Genomic DNA, 19,489 nt, shown 5'->3' on the forward strand with positions numbered 1-19,489 from the left:
CTATTTGTATTCTGGTACTATTGGCCTATGTCTTAAACTGTCTTCTATGATTTGAATGACATTTGCACGTTCCGTTCCAAACAATGGCAATCTGGGCTTTCTCACATTTTCTGTTCCCAAACCTGTATAGACTTCAGCCAATTTGATATTCTGTACTAATTTAGGGTTTATATCCAATTCTAACAATGGCAAAAACCATCGATAAATATCCAAGGCTTCTTGAATTCGGCCAGCCTTTTGAAGTTCATAAATGGCCACTGTTTCCTTTGGAAACGCACACACCAAACCTGCAACCCAACCATCGGCTCCCAATAGCAAACTTTCCAAAGCCAAGGTATCCACCCCTGTCAATATTTTCAATCGGTCTCCGAAGCGGTTCTTAATTCGGGTGATGTTTGTAACATCGCGTGTAGACTCCTTTACCGCCTCAATATTGGGACAGGTTTGCATTAGCTCTTCGAACATATCCAAAGTAACCTCTATTTTGTAGTCAATTGGGTTGTTGTAAATCATTATGGGCAATGCAGTACTGTTGGCCACTTCCTTAAAATATTCCACCGTTTCTGTATCGCATGATTTATAACGCATGGGCGGTAACATCATTAAAGCATCGGCCCCATCTGTTTCTGCTTGTTTCGCTGCAGCTATAGCGGCTTTCGTACTTTGTTCCGCGATATTCACCAATACTGGAATTTTTCCATTAATCACCTCAACCGCATGTTGGGTCAAGGTTTGTTTTTCCTTTTCATTTAAGGTACTTGCTTCTCCCAAGGTGCCTCCCAATACAATGCCATGGATGCCAGCATCCAATTGAGCTTTAAGATTATGCTCAAACATCTGCAAATCCAATTCATCATCTTGGGTAAATTTTGTTGTGATAGCAGGCATAACGCCTTTCCAATCCATTGCCATAATAGTGTTTTTAGTTTAATGTAAAACTAGCCAAACCAAACGCTTGCAAATGATGCAACCCTATCCAAAATCGATATAATATTATCCAAAAAAGCCAATCATGATTCCAAATGGAATAATATTTATGTAATTTTAAATCCGCATGAAAGTTTTGCCATTCAAAATACCAAAGCCAGAATTTCACTCACTTGTATATCAAGTTGACATTGCTCCCGTGTTTTATGACCAGCTACATCAGCATGAAGAATTTCAACTAAGCTTTATTGTTGAGGGAAATGGCACGTTGATAGTTGGGGATAGTGTGAATCATTATTCTAAAGGAGATTTTTTGGTCATTGGCACCAACCTTCCACATGTCTTTAGAAGCAATCTGCAAGCTGAAAAAGATTCGCATATGCTGAGCTTATTTTTCACAAAAGCATCCTTTGGAAAACACTTTTTTGAATTGGATGAACTTAAAGAACTCCATCCATTTTTCAAACGTGCAGAACATGGATTTAAGGTAACATCCAATCAAAATCAAACTAAAAATTTGTTCTTGCAATTGGAACAATGTTCCAAACTTAATCGATTCCTGATTTTATTAGAACTACTACAATTAGCATCATCTTCGGAATTTAAAAGTCTTTCCTCCTTTGTTTACGAAAAGACATATACTGATACAGAAGGAACCCGCATGCGCGATATCATGGAATTCACAGTGAACAATTACCAGAAGGATATTAGTTTGGAAGAGGTTTCGGGAATTGCCAAAATGACCAAAAATGCCTTTTGCAAGTATTTTAAAAAACGAACCAACAAAAGCTATTTTACGTTTCTTAATGAACTGCGAATTGAGAATGCCTGCAGACTACTACAATCTAATAAACATCACACTATTGCCGAAGTAAGTTATTTGTGTGGGTACAATAACATTTCGAATTTTAACAGACAGTTCAAAAATGTGAAAACAGTATCCCCAAAACAATTTAGAAACACTTCAGAACACCTATGAAAACCAAACACCTTTATATCCTTTTGGGTATTGCCTTACTTATTACCCTCTATGGTGTGATTAGTGGAAAGTTCTTCTTCCTATTTTTGATCCTTCCTTTCGGTTTTGGATTTTTCAACCGAAAGAAAGATGACGAATAATTATATCTTTTTGACGTATTTGGTGATGATTACAATTTGCTGTCCATCTACCTTCCCTTCAATGTACTCGGCATTTTCATGATCTAAAGAAATACGTCTTACGGCAGTTCCTTGTTTGGCCACCATACTTGAGCCTTTTACCTTTAAATCCTTAATTAAAACCACAGAATCTCCAGCTTGTAGAATAGTGCCATTAGCATCGCGGTGTACAATCTTGCTGCTTTCATCTTCATGCTCGCCCGTAGCCCTTGCCAATGCCAATGCTTCATCGTCTAGATACATCATATCCAACAAATCTTGCGGCCAACCTTGGCCACGTAAGCGCTGTAACATTCTCCAAGCCATAATTTGCACTGCAACATTTTCATTCCACATGCTATCGTTTAAACATCTCCAATGGTTGGCATCCATCTCTTCATTGCCTTCAATTTGATCTAAACAGGTCTTACAAACCAATACATCATTGGCAACATTTTCATTTAACGAAGGCGGAATGGTATACTGGCTTAAATATTCTGTTGCCCCGCACAATTCGCATGTATTATTGCTTCTTTCCTGTAATGTCTGTAATACGCTCATGGTTTCAAGTTTAGATTTCCACAAAAGTAGTGTTTAAATAAAAAAAGGAGCTTTTAAAAAAGCTCCTTTTTACAATAAAAGTTTAATCATGGTCACTTTCGCAAACCAGCAACTGCAGTATAAATAGCATCGCTATGCACGGGAGTAAAATACTTCCCTTCCAAATCTGACATCTTCTTTCTAGCGGCTTCATCCTTCCAATAAGCATTGAAGAGTTCTTCATTTCTATCATACATCTTCTCCAAATCTGCCATAGAATCTAAATAAAAGGCCTCTACAAACACCGTTCTATCCGCCCCATATGCATGAGACTGTGGATAATATCCTTTGATGTATTCATTTTTATGGAACACATTCAACGTATAATCATCGAAAGCCTTTCTAAATTCATCGCCATTTCCATCTTTTGGATAAGCAAAATGTCCCGTTCTTACATACAAGATCTTGTCCTCGGTCATATTATCATCGTTGAATAATTTTGCATTGGGCATCGTGGCATAAATTTCATCGGAGTGATACGGCGAATAATACTTGTTTCGCTTTTCGAAAAACGCTTTTCTAGCACTTTCAGAAGACCATGCCTCCTTAATCAACTCGTCATTGCGATTGGCTGCCAAATCAATATCGTTCCATGTTGGAAATGCTTGGACGTACAATAACTCTGTATTATCAGGGGTCATTCTATGCAAATAAAATCCGGCGGCTACCACATGTTCATTTTTACTGGTGACTTTGTCCAAAAACTCCTTTTCAACAGCTTTCCATTCTTCCATTTTAAAGTCCTTTAAATCCATGTTCCAATGCATAGTGGTAACAGTTACGTATTGGGGCCTTTTTGAAGTTTCTTGGGCAAAAGCCATGCCCATTCCTACAAATAAAAACAATGCCACAAGGAGCATCATCCGATTGGTCGTTTTCATAATTAATTAAGTTTTAAGATTACTATATTGACAACAAAAAATTCTTAAAAAACTCAATTTGGGACAACCAAACTTTTGGGGGAAGTTGTTATAAAAGCTTAATTTCAGTATTCTTTGGGAAGTGATTTGTCTTACTAATATACAATATTTTCCTAACATTTAACATATTAGCACCTCGCAATCATTCAGTATCGTTATAAACTGTAATTTTATAACTGCTCTCTAAGTTTTTTGGGCATAGCCTTTACAACCATGTCATAAGAGTGATCGATAAGCTCTAAAACCATTGAAACCGGAATTTCTCCATTAAGGTAAACTGTATTCCAATGCTTGTTGTTTAAATGGAAACCAGGAACAATAATACCATCGTATTGCTCCCGAAGTTCAATGGCATATTCTGGGTTGCATTTTAAGCTGATGGCCTTCTGACCAGCTTCCCATTTTTCAAGCGAAATCAAAGCAAACATTTTTCCAAGCACCTTAAACACCAATGTGTCCGCATCAAAAGGAAAATCCTCTGTGGCCTTGTGTTTGCCCAAGCAGTAGTTATGCAACTGTTCAATATCCATACTTACTTCAATTTTCCCAAATGGGTATTTTTAAAGTCATCAAAATATTTCAGGCCAAAGCCAAACATACGATCAAAAGATGCATGCGAAAACATAATAATGCCCACCAACTTTAGTATTTCAAGTTCGAAATATACTCCCAATAAAAATAATGCCACCGCAATAGCTTTGTGGTGGCATAAATTATAGGTTATGGCTCCAATTTTTGGATTGGCCAAATAGCCCAACATCCCAATATCTGGAAGCATCAACAACACCAAAAACCACCACCAACTATAGGATATAGTGTGAAATGCATATATCCCCAGAAGAAACATTAGCAATTCTTCAGTTTTTAGTGACCGTTCCATACTATTCTATCTTATACAAAATAGGCTTACTTGGAGAGGCATCATTTTCAAAAGGCGCAATTTGAAGGTTTAAGAAATAGGAACCATCTTCTACGTGGTTTGGCACAAAAATAAATTCGGTGATGGTGGCATCCATTCTTAACTTTCCACTTGTGTTCCAAAATGCATTGTGAGCCAAAAGCTCGCCATCGTCTTTTTCTTTATCCACACTTGGCAGATCTACCAACAAATGTTTAATGCCCTTCTTCTTTAAATAAACAGCTGTTTCCTCCAATAAATAGGTAGGGTTGGTATGCGAATATTGTTTAGACAGTTTTTCCTTTGTATTTGGAATCGTCCTAATGATAACCGCATCCCTTTTTTTATTGCCCAAAGCCGTTTGAATCTGCTTTGAAGAAATCACAAAATCATCCCCCAATTTTTCTGGAGCTACAGTAATCACCTCCGCCATGAAGAAAAACTGTTTCAGATTTTGGTTAATGGAATGTACCTTTTTGGTAATATGCCCCACACATTCCGTATGCGTACCATGGGAATGTGGGTTAAAGGAAATATTGTTGAAGTTTATCACAGCACCTTTCTCTACGCTGGCCACCCAATCATCCTCTACAACGGGCTCAATTTTTGGTGGCCCCAAATACCAAGCATTTACATTAGTTACAGACGAAATCATTGGTATTGAAATATCTATGGGCTGAGTTAAATCTATTTTATATTTTTTGGAATTATAATGTATTGTTGCAATCATTAATTATCAATTTTACTAGGTATTCTCTTTAGTTTTTTGCTTTAGTTTCAAATATAAGTCTTTTAATTGAGGATTGTTTTTATTTCCTCTAGGCTGAAAGCATAAATTTTAGGATACGAAGAACAAATCGGAAGCAATGCCGTCTGCCAAAAATTTTCCTTTTGAAGTGGTGTGCAAGTTATTGCCTTCATCCGATGAAAATGCCAATACTCCCTGCTCCAAATGAGGTTTGGCAGCTTTTAGGATGTATTCTTTGAAGTTTGAACCAAAATCTCTTTCAATTTTATCCAATGAAACACCCCAAATGGTTCGTAGTCCAGTCATGACATATTCATTATATTGATCTTCTACACTTAGTTCCTCAACTGTAGATGGCAACTCATCTTTTTCAATGGATTTAATGTAAGCTGAATTATTGGCTACATTCCAACTTCGCGTTGTTCCATTAAAAGAATGCGCCGAAGGACCAATCCCCAAATACGGTTTTCCCTGCCAATAGCTGGTATTGTGCTTGGAATAAAACCCAGGGTTTCCAAAATTGGAAATTTCATAATGCACAAAGCCTTCTACTTTTGTTCGCTCCATTAAATGGTTGAAATGCTGAAGAGCCAAAGCTTCATCTACAGGTGGGTATGTTCCTTTTTTCACAAAAGAATCCAAAGCAGTTTTGGGCTCCACAGTTAAAGCATAACTGGAAATGTGTTGTACCCCAAAATCAAAAGCCATTTGCAGGTTTTGATCCCATTTTTGAATATCCATGCCAGGAATCCCGTAAATCAAATCGATAGTGATATTATCAAACAATTGGGTCGCCAATTCCAAAGCTTGTTTGGCCTCGGCAGCATTGTGGGCACGATTCATTCCTTTTAAATCTTCATCAAAAAAAGATTGGATTCCAATACTCAGTCGGTTGATGGGAGAAGCTGCCATAGCTTCTATTTTTTCAATAGTTAAATCGTCTGGATTGGCCTCCAAAGTAATTTCAGGAGTTTCAACAACCCTGAAATTCCCATAAACAGCATTTAAAAGCAATTGGAGTTCTTCCTCTGTCAATAACGAAGGCGTCCCCCCACCAAAATAAATGGTTTCTATGGTTTCATTTTGGAATTCCTCATGACGCATTTGTAACTCCTGTACCAAGCACTGCAACAATTCATCCTTCTTCTTCAAAGAGGTTGAAAAATGAAAATCGCAATAGTAACATGCTTGCTTACAAAAAGGGATATGGAAATAAATACCTGCCACTGCTCAATAAACTTGACCTAAACTGAAGTCTTTTAAATCACACTATTTTATCTTGGTTTTGCCTTACGAAACTGGCCCAACCGGAATAACTTTTTCCAACCTCCACACGTCCTTGATTGTAAAAATGGCATACCGCGGCAGCCAGTCCATCGGTGGCATCCAAATTTTTAGGCAAAGTTTTTAAGCCCAATAAACTTTGAAGCATTTTGGCCACCTGCTCTTTACTGGCATTTCCGTTTCCGGTAATGGCCATTTTTATTTTTTTGGGAGAATATTCGGTAATTGGCACTTCCCTGCTCAAACCTGCCGCCATAGCAACCCCCTGGGCACGGCCCAACTTAAGCATACTCTGCACGTTCTTTCCAAAAAAGGGAGCCTCAATCGCTATTTCATCTGGGTGATGGGTTTCAATCAACTCTATGGTGCGCTCAAAAATGAGCTTCAATTTTAGGTAATGATCCTCGTACTTCTTCAAATCAAGCTCGTTGAGCTGTAAAAAAGACATCTTGTTTCCTACCACCTTAATGAGGCCAAACCCCATAATGGTAGTTCCGGGATCGATTCCCAAAATAATTTTTTCCTGCTTCATAAATTCATTAACAATAAGAACAGCCACTCAACGAAATAGAGATTCCTATGGTGACATACATCATATCTCTATGGAATGAATAACCGTCTATAACGGGGTCGTACTTATCTTCTCCCGAAAAAGAGAACACATATCCAAAATCCCCATAAACAGACAAGGTTCTAGACAAACCATAATGCACTTCCAGACCTGCCAAGGCGTTTACAAAAGTATATGTGTTATCTGCATAATTGCCCAAAGGCTTGGTAAAGCTCACCCCAGGACCTGCATGAGCCACAATGGCAATGGGTTCTGGCCAAAACCAAATCAATCTATTAAAGTCGTAGACGGCCTGAAGATTGATTCGTGTATAGTTCAGCTTAAACTCTTCTGAATTTTCAGCATTGGAGGCTCTGTTGAAACCACCATCCAATTTAGCTCCCCAAGTCTCCGAAAACATATGCTGCAACCCAATGTTTACCGTTGGAAGATTGACATACTCCGTAAAAAAAATAGGATCTGATTCATTATCGATGGGGTTATTAAATCCCACAGCCAATTGCAATTTCCATTCACTAGTGGCATTTTGGGCATCCATAAAGGAAGATACAAACACCATACACATTAACATGAACAGGAATTTTTTGTATTTAAAATTTGAAGTCATCTGATAATATTTGGTTTTATTTGTACTATGCCAACCATAGCTTTTCCCTACAAAACTAAGCAATTCTTCATTGCGCTTCTGAAATTGGGCGTGGTTCTTGGCGTTTTTTATTTTATCCACCAGAAACTGGCAAACAGCAATTCAATTGAATTTACTGAATTTATCCTCTTTTTATCCCAAAAAAGCTTTTTTTCGTTCAACAACCTACTATTTCTGGTTGTTCTAAGCTGCTTTAACTGGTTGTTTGAAATCTACAAATGGCAAGGTTTGGCCAGTTCTATTCAACCTATTTCAGCCAAAGCTTCAGCAGAACAAACCTTAGGTTCTTTAGCGGCCTCATTGCTTACTCCTAACCGTATTGGCGAATATGGAGCCAAAGCCATTTATTTCAATCCGTCATTACGTAAACGCATAATGGCCTTAAATCTTATAGGAAACTTAAGTCAAATGTGTATCACAACCATTTTTGGTGCCATTGGATTGTCCTTCTTTGCAATCCTATGTGATTTACCTTTAGTTTCGAATAATTTAAAATGGCCACTACTTCTTATAATACTTGTTGGTTGCGTTTTAGGCTTGTTGATTGGTTTAAAAAAATTGACAACAACCAAGCAAAGCAAAACACTACAGTTTTTAAGAGAACTTCCAAAATTAGTATTCTTAAAAACCTTAGGGCTTTCATTTCTAAGATATGCCAGCTTTTCCTTTCAATGGTATGTATTACTTTCTCTTTTTGGTATTTCATTGTCATTTGAAAATGCTATGCTAGTAGTATCGAGCATGTATCTTCTGGCCTCCATCATTCCAAGTTTTGCCATTTTTGATGTAGTAATTAAAGGTGGTGTTGCAGTTTATCTATTTGGATTATTGGGAGTACCCGAACTACCTATTCTCATCATCACGACCTTAATGTGGATTCTTAACTTAGCAATCCCTGCTATTATCGGCAGTTATTTTGTGCTGATTTTCAAACAACCCAAAACCGAATATTCCCTATGACCTTTATTGCCCTTTTTATTGGCGTGGTATATTTGATCATCATTTCAAAACTTACAGTAGGTTTTGACAAGGTTCCCGATTTTCACCTTCAGGACAACAGTCCTAAAACACAATTTTCCATGGTCATTCCATTCAGGAATGAAGCCCAAAACTTGCCTAAACTTTTAAAATCAATTGACAATCTAAATTACCCTGAATCTCTTTTTGAAATCATCTTTGTAAATGATGATTCCACCGATGATTCTGTTAGCATTATTGAAACCTATTTTTCAGGAGAACAGGTTAATTTTAAAGTGATTCCGAACCATCGTAGCTCTAATTCACCCAAAAAAGATGCCATTTCCACAGCCATAGGCTTGGCAAAAAAAGAATGGATTGTTACCACTGATGCGGATTGTATAGTACCAAAATATTGGTTGGATTGTTTTGACAGTTTTATCCAAACCAACAATACAAATTTTATTGTCGGACCTGTTTCCTATCATCATGTAACCTCCTTTTTGGACAGATTTCAACTTTTGGACATTTTGAGCCTTCAAGGGGCTACCATTGGTGGTTTTGGCATTGGCAAACCCTTTCTTTGTAACGGCGCGAATTTGGCCTACAAAAAAGACCTTTTCCACACTCTTAATGGCTTTGAAGGCAACAACGGTATTGCCAGTGGCGATGATATTTTTATGCTTGAGAAAGCTACCAAAACAGGTTTGGACCATGTGCATTATTTAAAAAATTCCGGCGCTATGGTGACCACGACAGCCGAAAGAAATTTTAAACTTCTATTGGAACAACGTATCCGATGGGCTGCAAAAACATCAAAATATTCAGGTTACTTTTCAAAAATTACAGCATTGTCGGTTTTTTCCATGAATGCCATTTTGGTTTGTCTATTTCTGTTTTGGATCATGGATATTGCCTCCTTAAGAACACTTGTATATCTGTTCACCTTAAAATTCTGCATTGATTTTCTTCTCATTTTTAAAGTCTCCCGCTTTTTTGAACAAGAACAATATTTAGGCACCTATGTTCCTTCCAGTTTTTTATATCCCTTTTTCAGTGTCTACGTGGCCGTAAACTCCATTTTTAAAGGATACAAATGGAAAGGTCGCTCCTACAAAAAATAGGGCGACTATAGTTTATTTTTACTAGCTTTACTCCAATATTAAGTATCAACCCAATGAAACAAGCACTTCTTATTATTTGTCTGTTGGTTAGCAGTCTCATTTATTCCCAAAATTCATACACCTTTAATGGAGAAACCTTGGAACTCAAAACAGAAATTGAAGGTACACTTGATTTACTTTGGACCATTGACAATGGCACATACCGCTATTTTATAAAAACAACCGACAACAATATTGTTGAACTGAAAAACACCAAAAATCCAGATACCCGAAAATATCAAAACGAATACAAAACCACTTTACAAGAAGCAACGCAAGGTTCTGGCTTGTCCACAAAAAATGTGAACCTTACCCTGCCTAGCCTGAAAAAATTTGTAGACAGTTATAATAGCTCGTCCGATGCGTCTTACCAAACACAGGATATCAAAGCCCAACCAGAATTGCGCCTTGGTGTGTTTGGAGGTATTACCAATAGCCCTTTTATCTACAACCCCGAGAATTACACCTCTTCGGTTTTGGGTGCCGAATTGGAAGTAATTACCAATACCAAAAAACAGAGACATTCTGGATTTTTGCAATTTCGACATACTTTTGAAAACAAGGATTTTGAATATCGCACTACCGAAATTTCTTTGGGATACCGCTTTAGGGCTCTTAAATTCAAAAGGCTTGACATCTATGCAGATGTGAAATTTGCAACACTAAATCTTTCAAACAGAGTCGATACCTATACCGACGAAAATGATATTGTTGTGAGTAAAAATTACAAAGAAACCATTTTTGATGCACCTTTTATTTTTGGAATTGGAGCCGATTATCGCATTTCCAACAGCAGTTATATCATGTTTGGCTACAACAATCTTGCTGCGATAAGACTGGAAAACGGCAAACACTTTTCTTCCGATTTCACCCTGGGTTACAAACTTAAACTTTAGGTTTTGCTTTAATCATAATCCCTGTTGGACTCCTTTACTAAGAAGAGAATAAACAAATAAGACAGGTATTCAAAATTTGCCTTTTTCATTGTTAATGTATAATCGAGATTAATTGCTAGTTTTTTAATCTTAATATTTCCTATTTCTTCATTCTTATAAAATATTCTAGCATTAGGCCCTATGAATGGAACTGCACTACTTTTTAATTCTATGCTTTTGTTTCCTGAAAAACAGATTCTACTTGACAAGAAAGACTCTTCTATAGACTTAACATCATCTATTAATTGGCCATTCTGAAATTCAATATGATACAATGTCTTAAAAACTCCCTTTTTCTTTATTACAAGAAGCAATTCTTTATTTTCTGCATAAATCTGGATAATATCTGATGAAAACCATTTCCGTTTAACTTCAGAAAACATTAATAAATTATCATCCAAAAATATCTTAAGCCCACTATTAAAATCGCCATTTATCCTATATGTAATTTTAGCATCCAGCAAACCCTAATTCTTATTGAATATTCACCACAATTGGCAAGCTAAACTGCGTCGCCACTTGTTGGCTTCTTTTGATAGCGGGATATATTTTTGGCAAGGAATCGAAACTATGACGCAATAAACTATCTAACTTTGGAATTTGTTGTCCTGTCAACGGTTTATAACTGATGTCATCAATGGTGAATTGCCCCTTATTGTCTATGGTGATTTTCAGTAGAATGGTATCCGATACATCTTGTGAAACTATAATGTGTTGTTTAGACAATTGCGTAGCCACAACGTTTTGAAGCGTTTGTTCAAAACACTGCTTTTTCACATATTTCCCCGATGAGGAATCACAGGAAGCAAATGTAGGGTACTCGTCTACATCCTTCCAATTAAACGTTTGCAACTCTTCTTCTAAAAGCTGATCCGAAGACATCTTTTTTTGCTCAAAATAGTTACAGGACGTTAACAAAACAACACAAAAAACTAGTAATAAGTGCTTCATTTATATATTACTGAACACGAAAAGTACAATTTTTTCAGGGATTTAAAATACAATTATACTACTTCAATCTCTTCAATAATATACAAATAATATCAGGAATATCATCTGCTCTTAAAAACATAGGAAACTCAACACTTAACTCTCTAAATATCAATATCAAAATTCACAAATTATTCTTCAACACATCGGATTTAAAGTTTCACAACTGTAACTTTAAGATCGTGAAGACGTCAAACAATTAAATTTTAAATTACTTCATGGACATATTTTTGATTGTTATTTCAACTTTCTGTATGCTACTCGGAATAATAGGAAGCTTCCTTCCCGTACTGCCAGGACCTCTGTTAAGCTGGATTGGTTTATTATTGATTGGTATCACCAATAGCATTCCAGTAACCCAAACCTTTTTGGTGATTACTTTTATTATTGCCGTTGGCATTATGATTTTGGATTATATCATTCCTGCGGTGGGTACCAAACGATACGGAGGCAGTAAAGCGGGAATTATTGGAACCACTATCGGACTTATTATAGGATTAATTTTTCTTGGACCCTTTGGAATTATCGTTGGGCCTTTTATTGGCGCTTTAGTTGGAGAGCTGTTTAATAAAAGTTCCTTCGACACCGCCATGAAAGCTGCTTGGGGCTCCTTTTTGGGCTTTTTGGCATCTACCTTTATGAAGTTTGTAATTTCCCTTGTTTACTTAGGGCTTTTTATAGCAATGCTTATTGACAATTGGGGCAGCCTAATTTCCTAAAAACAAATAAGCCTGACGTAGGTTGTCAGGCTTAAGTTCTTTGCTATCAATTCAACAAATTACTTAGAGGGATTAATTAATTCTGTTGACTGATACAAATATATGTTAAGGCTTCTTTTTAAAACTGCGGAAAAACCTCAAACTTGATGTGGAAAAACCGTAAAACCCAGAATGCGCAAAGCCTCTCGCATTTTTTGAAACCATCAAAAAATCAAAAAAAAGTTCATTTTTATAAAAATCCTTTGTCACGAGCTTCCTTTAAAAGGGTTTCGTCCTTCCCATCTTCCACCGAAAACAACAATTTCATCTGCTTTTTACGCTTTTCAATCGCACTCATGGACAAGTCGATATACTCCTTTAAACTCCTGGTCTTGATTCCTTGTGATAATAAATGTAGAATCTTTCGGTTGATATCATCTATATAGATATCACTGGTCACCGATTTTTTAAGGTAGTTATTTACCGTGCTGCTGTAATAGGGAGGCGACACCAATATATGTTGAAAGGCTTCCGCCAACTCCATAGAAGTCAAGTCGCTTTTTATCAAAAACCCATCAGGCTCCACAGCCTTTATGATATTATGAATGCGATAGGATTCGTTAAACATGGTAAGGATGATGATCTTGGAATGCGGCATGATATCGCGAGCTATTTTTGCCAAGTCTTCACCCGAAGAAATAGCACCATCTGCCGAACTAGGTAAACTGATATCAAAAAAACAGACGTCATAAGGACGTTCTTTCGATGCCCGTTGTAACAATTCATTGGCTGTATCGCAGTTGTTTGCAGTATCAATTAAAAGTACTTGATCATCATTTTTAGTGGCCATTAAGGTGTTTTGATAGCCCTCAATAATCATTGGGTGATCGTCTACCATTAAGATATTTATCTGCTGCATCATAGTTTTAATTTATATATGGAATTTCTATTGTAATTGTTGTTCCCTGATTTGGAGCTGAATCGATGCCCAACTTTCCTTCAATTTCGGCAACTCTGGAATTAATATTTTTTAAGCCTATTCCTTTTCGGCTTTTGTTGACGTCAAAGCCCTTTCCATCATCCTTAAGTGACAACATAATGACATCATCCTTTAAATCTACGTTGATTTTCACCAATTGGGCTTTAGCATGCTTATAAATATTTTGAAGTGACTCCTGAATCACTCTGTAAATATTGATTTTGGTTTTATTGGGCACATTTTCCCAATTAATATCGTCGGTATAATTAAAGGTATATTTCAATTGATAGGCATTGGCCTGTTTTTCCACAAGTTCCCCCACAATATCCATAAATCCAGAACCTGAAACGAAATCGGTATTCAAATCATGGGAAATTTTTCGGATATCCTCTTCTATTTTCTTGAGTTCTGAAATGTACCCTATCCTGCTTTTGGCTGCCTCTTTCCCTTCACTAAAGCTCAAACTATCCAGACTAAGTCTGGTGCCAAACAAACGCCCTAAAATACCGTCATGCAATTCTTCTGAAATACGCTTCTTTTCGTGTGCTCTAGCTTCTTCAACCTTATCCTGTTGTGACAACATGAGATTATAGATTTCCTCATTTGCCTTTTGCTGATCCTGCTTAAACCTCAACTCCTTGTTTTTAGCTCTTTGGGTAGCGATAACATACAACAGAAAAAGCGTAAACAACAACACCAAAGACACTACAAACAACCAAAATCGTTCTCGCGAAATCCTGTGGTTTTCCTGTTCTATGAGATCGGTTTCAAATTCTATTCGCGCAAATTTGTTACGTACATTCCGCTCTACATTGAGTAGACTATCGCTCAATTTGATATGTTCATTGAGATAGGCTTTACCTGAATCACCTTCCTTCAATTGCGAAAGCACCATTAAAGCGTCTAAATATATTTCGTTGGAGGAAGTTTCCTTGCTAAGCTTTCTGGCCTCATTAGCATAAACCAAAGCGGAGTCCTTTTGCTTTAATTCTGCATAAAACTTAGAAATATCCAAACATACAGCCTGTTTAGTAGCTGGATCCTCCAAACTATCTGAAATTCTGTATGCCTCCTTAAACATGGCTTCCATAGAATCATAATCCGAACGTCCCGCTTCTAATTTAGTATACGCAATGTTGTCCACGATAAGCGCATAAAAAGATGGATCGTAATCTTCATACTCCTTCTTGTAAGGCATTAGACCTTCATATAATTCCAAGGCTGTTTCAAAATCTCCCTTTTTTCTATAAACAAAAGCCTTATTATTCATAGAAATACATCTTTCAACAAAACCGTCCTCCATTCTATCTGCAATATCTATAGCACGATCATAGTGTTCAATAGATTTATCATAGTGTTGCAATTTATTGGAGACTATCCCTATCAAATTGGTAAGCATCCATTGATTTCCAAGATTATATTCACTTTTAGGTTGCTTTTCCAAAAGCTTAATAGCCTTAATAGCATTCTCCTCTCCACTCATATAATCCTTCTCTCCCACTTGTATATCAGCTATACTGGACAAAATATCAGCCTGTCCAGTCTTATCCTTCAAAGCGAGAGCATAGTCTAAAGATTTATAGAGGTAATAATAGGCACTATCAATCTGCTTATTGTAATGATAGAAATATCCTAAATTAGAACTAGCTACTCCCATTGCAGAAGTATCCCTTAGTTTTTCAGCCAATTTTACATTTCGTTGATTGATCTTGACATAGTCATCATAATGTTCCGTTTCAAAATACATCAAGGACAATTTCCTGTTACTGGCCAATATGGTAGAATCCACCCCTATTTGCTTGGCCATCAGCGAAGACTTTAAAGCAAAATCCAACCTTTCCTCCAAAGAGAATTCTTCATCTTGGGACATTGCCCTTAATTTAATAATACTATCCAAAACAGAAGAATTCTTACTATCCTGAGAAAAAAATGGATGAGAGAATAGAAAGACAAAAACAAAAAGAAAGGGCCTTATCAAAATACCAATTGTTACAATCTATTCTCAAATTTAGAATAATTATTAAGAAAATGAATACAGATTTTGAACTTATGTAACAACAAAAAGCCCTTTATCAACATTTGATAAAAGGCTTTTACAAACTATACAGGGAGAAATATGTTTATCCGTTGGTTTTTAGTTTTCCTAAAGACCTCTCGTGAGCCAATAAGTTTTTATTGTTGTATTCTTTATAGGTAGGTGTATTATCGTTGCTAATATCGCTGCGTTGTCCAGATACAGTTAATACTAATACGGCTAACAATAATAATGTAATTTTTAGGGCTTTCATGATTCTTATTTTTTTGGTTGAACAATAGTTAATATTTGGGTTTAGTAAATTACTATTAACAACGCATCGTTAAATGCCATTGGAGGGAGGAATGGATTAACAAATACACATTTCTGTGCAAATCGTAACTAGTTGAGGGAATAAAATTTAGTTACTCAAAATAAGATTCAATGAATTAAAATCACCTCGATAAGTGTTTGGGGCTTAAAGAAGTATAGCTAAGATATAATCAAATGATGTAACGGATAAAATATACACGATAAACACATCAATTTATTCGACGAAATGCATTCAAGTAATCCTAAGGCTACAAATAAATGTTAATTATAGGAAATATCATAGCAGTCTTTGACAAAATAATACGTTCGCTTTTCGCAGAAAACCCCTAACTTGCTTAGAGCATATTCAACATTATATAATTACAAAAATGTCAATTAAAACATTCTCAATTATTCTTTTAATTTGCCTCAACTTTAACCTAAATGCCCAATCCAAAATGTCCCGAATTGGAGTTAAAGGCAATAGTTTTATAACAGAAGTTGGCGACACTATCATATTCCGTGGACTAAACACTAGTGATCCAGACAAACTCAAAAAAGACGGCTATTGGAACAAAAGCTATTTTCAGGAAATCAAAAATTGGGGTGCCAATCTAGTGAGATTCCCGGTGCATCCTCCACGATGGAACGAACGTGGACACGAGAACTACTTGAAACTTTTGGATGAAGGCATTAAATGGGCCGGAGACTTGGGGATGTACGTTATTATCGATTGGCATAGCATTGGAAATCTTAGAACCGAAATGTATCAATCGGATATTTATGATACTACTCCTAAAGAAACCTATGATTTCTGGAGGAAGATTGCCAAGCGTTATGGCAATAATCCAACAGTAGCCTTTTACGAGTTATTTAATGAGCCAACTACATACAACCATGAACTCGGCACTATTACTTGGGAGCAATGGTCTGAATTCAACAAAGAGATGATTACCATTATCCGTGCCAATGGTGGAAAAGGGATTCCCTTGGTAGCTGGATTTAATTGGGCCTACGACCTAACCCCTGTTAAAGATACACCTTTGGACGTTGAAGGTATTGCCTACGTGAGCCATCCCTATCCTCAAAAAAGAGAAAAGCCTTGGGAAAAGCAGTGGACAGTAGATTGGGGATTTGTAAAAGCCAAATATCCATTAATACTCACCGAAATTGGTTTTTGCGGCCCCGAAGATCCAGGAGCTCATCAACCCGTCATTAGCGATGAAAGCTACGGGGATGCCATAACCAATTATTGCGACGACAAAGAAATATCTTATATGATTTGGGTGTTTGACAAAGAATGGGCGCCTCGTCTATTTACAGACGACAATTACACCCCATCAAGGCATGGGACCTATTTTAAAAAGAAACTTCAGAGTTACAAGTATTAAACAAGTAACCCTGAAGTTAATTTTATTTCAAAATGTTCTAAGCTAGTTTTTTGGTAGAATTTCTATGGATAATTGTAGTTTCTACAACATGATGCGTTGTCTCCGTAGTCTGACCTGTTATTTTATCAAGCAACGCTTTCACAGACTCTCTTCCAATTTGCTCGGCATGCTGGCTTACCACTGTTAAGGAAGGAATGGAATGCTCCGCCATAAGACCGTTTGTAAAACCAATGACTGATATTTGATCAGGAATCTTATAATCATTCAATCTAGCTACGTTCAAAGACAACACAGCAGAATATTCGTCGGCAGCCAAAATTGCGTCAACCTTATGGGTTTTCAAAAATTCCGTCAGTTCCCTTTCTATGGTATTATAATTTTCCACATTAAGAATCTTAGGTGCAATTCCCAACTCCTCTAAAGCCTCCAAATACCCGCTTTCACGAGCCTGCCCTACACTAATATCCGGAATAGGGCTTACAAAAACGATGTTTCTACAACCCGTTTCATATAGAAATTTTGCTGCATTATAAGCTCCATGAAAATCATCAACAGTTACCTTATCGCATTCAATTTCATCAGAGACCCTATCAAACATAACCATAGGCAGGTTGTAGTTCATACTCTTATAAAAATGCGAGTAATTCTTTGTTTTCTGCGTTTCTTCTGCCAATGACAGGATAATACCATCCACACTTCCGTTAATAAAAGTATCTATACTTTCACTTTCCTTCTTCTGAAGTTCATTGGACAAACAGATAATGATCTTGTAACCTCGCGCAGTCGCTTCCTTCTCGATACCATAAAGTACTTTACAGAAAAATTCCAGCAAGATTGCCGGAATTACCACTCCAATAGTTTTGGTCGATTTAGATTTTAAACTCTGAGCTATGTTATTCGGGACATATCTATACGACTCCGCCAGCTCCTTAATTTTCGTCCTGGTTTCAACACTGATTTCAGGATTGTCATTTAAGGCCTTCGAAACCGTTGATACCGACACATTCAATATTTTCGCTAAATCCTTTAGCGTTATTTTTGTACCCATGGTTTAAATTTACTAAATCTTTTTATTCGTGATTATTTTTTTTCAAGTTTAATCATCAGAACATCGTGAACCCCAATTTTAGCTTTCATGCTTTTTGAAGTATCCCCCAAATTCTTGTGATTGAACAAATCTCTAATGCTATAGACATTGTGTTTTGGCTCTAACATTCTACCGTGAACATCATCCCCAATATCATGTTTGGCAAAATCAAAATCAATTTCTACCTCCTCATTCTTCATATTGACAAAAACCATGGCCCAAGCATTGTTAGCCAAAGGTTTCAACCAAATTTCGATACCATTTTCGTTGGTGAATCGGAATCCTTGGATTCCTAATTTATCCTGATTGATCGCAACTACTTCTTTATTAGAAAGCGTTTTTATGGTTTCCTTGGAAGCACTTCTCAAATCGTTCCCCATAATTAACGGAGAGGTCATGATGCTCCACATGGCAAAATGACTTCTGTCTTCTGCATCAGTCATTCCGTTTCCAACCTCCATCATATCCAAATCATTCCAATGACCAGGACCTGCAGCACCGCGAATGTCCTTACGCATATCAATGATTTTCCAGATTCCCCATGAAGACCAAGAACCATGTCCTACCTCACAATCCCAACAATTGATGATATCACCTGTAACACGCCACAAATGTCCGATATCTTTAGCCCATTTCCAAGGCTCATTATCGCCCCATTCACAAATACTGAATACAACAGGTCTGCCTGCAGCCTTTAATGCGTCACGCATAGTCATATAGGCTCCTTCGGCATTTAATTTTTCTGTGTTACACCAATCGTATTTTAAATAGTCAACATCCCAAGACGCATAACTTCTGGCATCTTGATACTCGTACCCTCTACTTCCAGGATATCCCGCACAGGTTTGCGCCCCTGCACAATTGTACAATCCAAATTTCAAACCTTTGGAATGCACATAATCCGCAACAGCCTTCATTCCATTTGGGAATTTCACTGGGTCTGGCACCAAATTTCCATTTTCATCGCGCTCTTTGGCCATCCAACCATCATCAAGCACAATATATTCGTAACCTGCATCCTTCAAACCAAGCTCTACAAACTTATCTGCAATATCCTTTACCAATTGCTCATTGATATTGGTCCCAAAGGTATTCCAACTGTTCCACCCCATTGGAGGTGTTTCTGCCAAACCGTCAAACTTTTGGGCTTGGATCTGTACGGTGACAAAAAGTAAAATAAGGGCAAAAATCTTTTTCATAAGTATAAATATTTTAAAAAATATTCCCTGCAA

23 protein-coding genes are annotated in these 19,489 nt (G+C 36.9%); 7 read left to right on the forward strand and 16 right to left on the reverse strand.

From position 1 onward, the window contains the following. Positions 1–912: a dihydrodipicolinate synthase family protein gene (locus tag BKM32_RS02310; RefSeq protein WP_076662383.1), complete on the reverse strand. Its 912-nt coding sequence runs from the start codon at positions 910–912 to the stop codon at positions 1–3. 142 nt (positions 913–1,054) lie between these two features. Between BKM32_RS02310 and BKM32_RS02315 the strand changes: the two genes are divergently transcribed. Further along, a complete protein-coding gene (locus BKM32_RS02315) occupies positions 1,055–1,906 on the forward strand; it encodes an AraC family transcriptional regulator (RefSeq protein WP_076662384.1) in 852 nt (283 codons plus the stop codon). Continuing rightward, entirely contained in the window at positions 1,903–2,046 is a 144-nt protein-coding gene (locus BKM32_RS16440) for a hypothetical protein (RefSeq protein WP_157503095.1), read from the forward strand. The genes BKM32_RS02315 and BKM32_RS16440 overlap by 4 nt, the downstream gene beginning before the upstream one ends. Here BKM32_RS16440 and BKM32_RS02320 read toward each other — a convergent pair whose 3' ends face one another. The 8 genes from BKM32_RS02320 to BKM32_RS02355 form a co-directional block, all read right to left on the reverse strand. After that, positions 2,047–2,625: an alkylphosphonate utilization protein gene (locus BKM32_RS02320; protein WP_076662385.1), complete on the reverse strand. Its 579-nt coding sequence runs from the start codon at positions 2,623–2,625 to the stop codon at positions 2,047–2,049. Between the two features lie 92 nt (positions 2,626–2,717). Next, entirely contained in the window at positions 2,718–3,545 is an 828-nt protein-coding gene (locus BKM32_RS02325) for a hypothetical protein (RefSeq protein ID WP_076662386.1), read from the reverse strand. 209 nt (positions 3,546–3,754) lie between these two features. Then, entirely contained in the window at positions 3,755–4,114 is a 360-nt protein-coding gene (locus tag BKM32_RS02330) for an MmcQ/YjbR family DNA-binding protein (protein ID WP_076662387.1), read from the reverse strand. A 2-nt stretch (positions 4,115–4,116) separates the two neighbouring features. After that, positions 4,117–4,464: a DUF4260 domain-containing protein gene (locus tag BKM32_RS02335; RefSeq protein WP_076662388.1), complete on the reverse strand. Its 348-nt coding sequence runs from the start codon at positions 4,462–4,464 to the stop codon at positions 4,117–4,119. Between the two features lies 1 nt (position 4,465). Further along, positions 4,466–5,212, reverse strand: a complete 747-nt coding sequence (locus tag BKM32_RS02340) for a cyclase family protein (protein ID WP_076662389.1) — start codon at positions 5,210–5,212, stop codon at positions 4,466–4,468. Between the two features lie 108 nt (positions 5,213–5,320). Continuing rightward, positions 5,321–6,457, reverse strand: a complete 1,137-nt coding sequence (gene hemW, locus BKM32_RS02345) for a radical SAM family heme chaperone HemW (protein WP_076662390.1) — start codon at positions 6,455–6,457, stop codon at positions 5,321–5,323. A 37-nt stretch (positions 6,458–6,494) separates the two neighbouring features. Beyond that, on the reverse strand, positions 6,495–7,046 hold the full coding sequence (gene ruvC, locus BKM32_RS02350) for a crossover junction endodeoxyribonuclease RuvC (protein WP_076662391.1): 552 nt from the start codon (positions 7,044–7,046) through the stop codon (positions 6,495–6,497). 7 nt (positions 7,047–7,053) lie between these two features. Then, on the reverse strand, positions 7,054–7,692 hold the full coding sequence (locus BKM32_RS02355; RefSeq protein ID WP_076662392.1) for an outer membrane beta-barrel protein: 639 nt from the start codon (positions 7,690–7,692) through the stop codon (positions 7,054–7,056). 240 nt (positions 7,693–7,932) lie between these two features. On the opposite strand from BKM32_RS02355, the gene BKM32_RS02360 reads away from it, so the two are divergent. Genes BKM32_RS02360 through BKM32_RS02370 form a run of 3 tightly spaced genes read left to right on the forward strand, consistent with a single transcriptional unit; the run spans position 7,933 to position 10,747 of the window. Continuing rightward, positions 7,933–8,691 carry a hypothetical protein gene (locus tag BKM32_RS02360; protein ID WP_253187378.1) on the forward strand — a complete coding sequence of 253 codons (759 nt, stop codon included), beginning with the start codon at positions 7,933–7,935 and terminating at the stop codon, positions 8,689–8,691. Continuing rightward, positions 8,688–9,812 carry a glycosyltransferase gene (locus tag BKM32_RS02365; RefSeq protein WP_076662394.1) on the forward strand — a complete coding sequence of 375 codons (1,125 nt, stop codon included), beginning with the start codon at positions 8,688–8,690 and terminating at the stop codon, positions 9,810–9,812. The genes BKM32_RS02360 and BKM32_RS02365 overlap by 4 nt, the downstream gene beginning before the upstream one ends. A gap of 53 nt (positions 9,813–9,865) precedes the next feature. Further along, positions 9,866–10,747, forward strand: coding sequence for a hypothetical protein (locus tag BKM32_RS02370; RefSeq protein ID WP_076662395.1), 882 nt, complete (start codon positions 9,866–9,868; stop codon positions 10,745–10,747). 8 nt (positions 10,748–10,755) lie between these two features. Here BKM32_RS02370 and BKM32_RS02375 read toward each other — a convergent pair whose 3' ends face one another. Both BKM32_RS02375 and BKM32_RS02380 read right to left on the reverse strand, forming a co-directional pair. Further along, positions 10,756–11,250 (reverse strand): hypothetical protein, encoded by a 495-nt coding sequence (locus BKM32_RS02375; RefSeq protein WP_076662396.1) that lies wholly within the window; start codon positions 11,248–11,250, stop codon positions 10,756–10,758. A gap of 10 nt (positions 11,251–11,260) precedes the next feature. Next, the gene (locus BKM32_RS02380; RefSeq protein WP_253187380.1) at positions 11,261–11,668 is read right to left on the reverse strand and encodes a hypothetical protein; all 408 of its coding nucleotides are present in this window, start codon (positions 11,666–11,668) and stop codon (positions 11,261–11,263) included. Positions 11,669–11,994: 326 nt separating this feature from the next. Between BKM32_RS02380 and BKM32_RS02385 the strand changes: the two genes are divergently transcribed. Next, complete coding sequence (locus BKM32_RS02385; protein ID WP_076662398.1) at positions 11,995–12,495, forward strand: DUF456 domain-containing protein; 501 nt, start codon at positions 11,995–11,997, stop codon at positions 12,493–12,495. Positions 12,496–12,724: 229 nt separating this feature from the next. On the opposite strand, the gene BKM32_RS02390 is transcribed toward BKM32_RS02385, so the two are convergent. The 3 genes from BKM32_RS02390 to BKM32_RS16445 form a co-directional block, all read right to left on the reverse strand. Further along, positions 12,725–13,396 carry a response regulator gene (locus BKM32_RS02390; protein WP_053976217.1) on the reverse strand — a complete coding sequence of 224 codons (672 nt, stop codon included), beginning with the start codon at positions 13,394–13,396 and terminating at the stop codon, positions 12,725–12,727. Positions 13,397–13,400: 4 nt separating this feature from the next. Then, positions 13,401–15,323, reverse strand: a complete 1,923-nt coding sequence (locus tag BKM32_RS02395) for a sensor histidine kinase (RefSeq protein ID WP_083702071.1) — start codon at positions 15,321–15,323, stop codon at positions 13,401–13,403. A 250-nt stretch (positions 15,324–15,573) separates the two neighbouring features. Further along, a complete protein-coding gene (locus tag BKM32_RS16445) occupies positions 15,574–15,741 on the reverse strand; it encodes a hypothetical protein (RefSeq protein ID WP_157503100.1) in 168 nt (55 codons plus the stop codon). 427 nt (positions 15,742–16,168) lie between these two features. On the opposite strand from BKM32_RS16445, the gene BKM32_RS02400 reads away from it, so the two are divergent. After that, on the forward strand, positions 16,169–17,170 hold the full coding sequence (locus BKM32_RS02400) for a glycoside hydrolase family 5 protein (protein ID WP_076662399.1): 1,002 nt from the start codon (positions 16,169–16,171) through the stop codon (positions 17,168–17,170). Positions 17,171–17,207: 37 nt separating this feature from the next. Here the strand turns inward: BKM32_RS02400 and BKM32_RS02405 are convergent, their stop codons facing one another. Further along, positions 17,208–18,218, reverse strand: coding sequence for a LacI family DNA-binding transcriptional regulator (locus BKM32_RS02405; RefSeq protein WP_053976220.1), 1,011 nt, complete (start codon positions 18,216–18,218; stop codon positions 17,208–17,210). A 32-nt stretch (positions 18,219–18,250) separates the two neighbouring features. Beyond that, positions 18,251–19,456: a glycoside hydrolase family 27 protein gene (locus BKM32_RS02410; RefSeq protein WP_076662400.1), complete on the reverse strand. Its 1,206-nt coding sequence runs from the start codon at positions 19,454–19,456 to the stop codon at positions 18,251–18,253. Between the last annotated feature and the right edge of the window lie 33 nt (positions 19,457–19,489).

This window comes from Mangrovimonas sp. DI 80 (genome assembly GCF_001975575.1).
In the GTDB taxonomy this organism is placed as follows: Bacteria; Bacteroidota; Bacteroidia; order Flavobacteriales; family Flavobacteriaceae; genus Mangrovimonas_A; species Mangrovimonas_A xylaniphaga.

What these genes read in the sequence shown, in the direction of transcription:
- BKM32_RS02310 (WP_076662383.1), bottom strand. Translation starts at nt 912, where the DNA reads ATGGCAATGGATTGGAAAGGCGTTATGCCTGCTATCACAACAAAATTT.
- BKM32_RS02315 (WP_076662384.1), top strand. Translation starts at nt 1,055, where the DNA reads ATGAAAGTTTTGCCATTCAAAATACCAAAGCCAGAATTTCACTCACTT.
- BKM32_RS16440 (WP_157503095.1), top strand. Translation starts at nt 1,903, where the DNA reads ATGAAAACCAAACACCTTTATATCCTTTTGGGTATTGCCTTACTTATT.
- BKM32_RS02320 (WP_076662385.1), bottom strand. Translation starts at nt 2,625, where the DNA reads ATGAGCGTATTACAGACATTACAGGAAAGAAGCAATAATACATGCGAA.
- BKM32_RS02325 (WP_076662386.1), bottom strand. Translation starts at nt 3,545, where the DNA reads ATGAAAACGACCAATCGGATGATGCTCCTTGTGGCATTGTTTTTATTT.
- BKM32_RS02330 (WP_076662387.1), bottom strand. Translation starts at nt 4,114, where the DNA reads ATGGATATTGAACAGTTGCATAACTACTGCTTGGGCAAACACAAGGCC.
- BKM32_RS02335 (WP_076662388.1), bottom strand. Translation starts at nt 4,464, where the DNA reads ATGGAACGGTCACTAAAAACTGAAGAATTGCTAATGTTTCTTCTGGGG.
- BKM32_RS02340 (WP_076662389.1), bottom strand. Translation starts at nt 5,212, where the DNA reads ATGATTGCAACAATACATTATAATTCCAAAAAATATAAAATAGATTTA.
- ruvC (WP_076662391.1), bottom strand. Translation starts at nt 7,046, where the DNA reads ATGAAGCAGGAAAAAATTATTTTGGGAATCGATCCCGGAACTACCATT.
- BKM32_RS02355 (WP_076662392.1), bottom strand. Translation starts at nt 7,692, where the DNA reads ATGACTTCAAATTTTAAATACAAAAAATTCCTGTTCATGTTAATGTGT.
- BKM32_RS02365 (WP_076662394.1), top strand. Translation starts at nt 8,688, where the DNA reads ATGACCTTTATTGCCCTTTTTATTGGCGTGGTATATTTGATCATCATT.
- BKM32_RS02370 (WP_076662395.1), top strand. Translation starts at nt 9,866, where the DNA reads ATGAAACAAGCACTTCTTATTATTTGTCTGTTGGTTAGCAGTCTCATT.
- BKM32_RS02380 (WP_253187380.1), bottom strand. Translation starts at nt 11,668, where the DNA reads ATGTCTTCGGATCAGCTTTTAGAAGAAGAGTTGCAAACGTTTAATTGG.
- BKM32_RS02385 (WP_076662398.1), top strand. Translation starts at nt 11,995, where the DNA reads ATGGACATATTTTTGATTGTTATTTCAACTTTCTGTATGCTACTCGGA.
- BKM32_RS02390 (WP_053976217.1), bottom strand. Translation starts at nt 13,396, where the DNA reads ATGATGCAGCAGATAAATATCTTAATGGTAGACGATCACCCAATGATT.
- BKM32_RS02395 (WP_083702071.1), bottom strand. Translation starts at nt 15,323, where the DNA reads ATGTCCCAAGATGAAGAATTCTCTTTGGAGGAAAGGTTGGATTTTGCT.
- BKM32_RS16445 (WP_157503100.1), bottom strand. Translation starts at nt 15,741, where the DNA reads ATGAAAGCCCTAAAAATTACATTATTATTGTTAGCCGTATTAGTATTA.
- BKM32_RS02400 (WP_076662399.1), top strand. Translation starts at nt 16,169, where the DNA reads ATGTCAATTAAAACATTCTCAATTATTCTTTTAATTTGCCTCAACTTT.
- BKM32_RS02405 (WP_053976220.1), bottom strand. Translation starts at nt 18,218, where the DNA reads ATGGGTACAAAAATAACGCTAAAGGATTTAGCGAAAATATTGAATGTG.
- BKM32_RS02410 (WP_076662400.1), bottom strand. Translation starts at nt 19,456, where the DNA reads ATGAAAAAGATTTTTGCCCTTATTTTACTTTTTGTCACCGTACAGATC.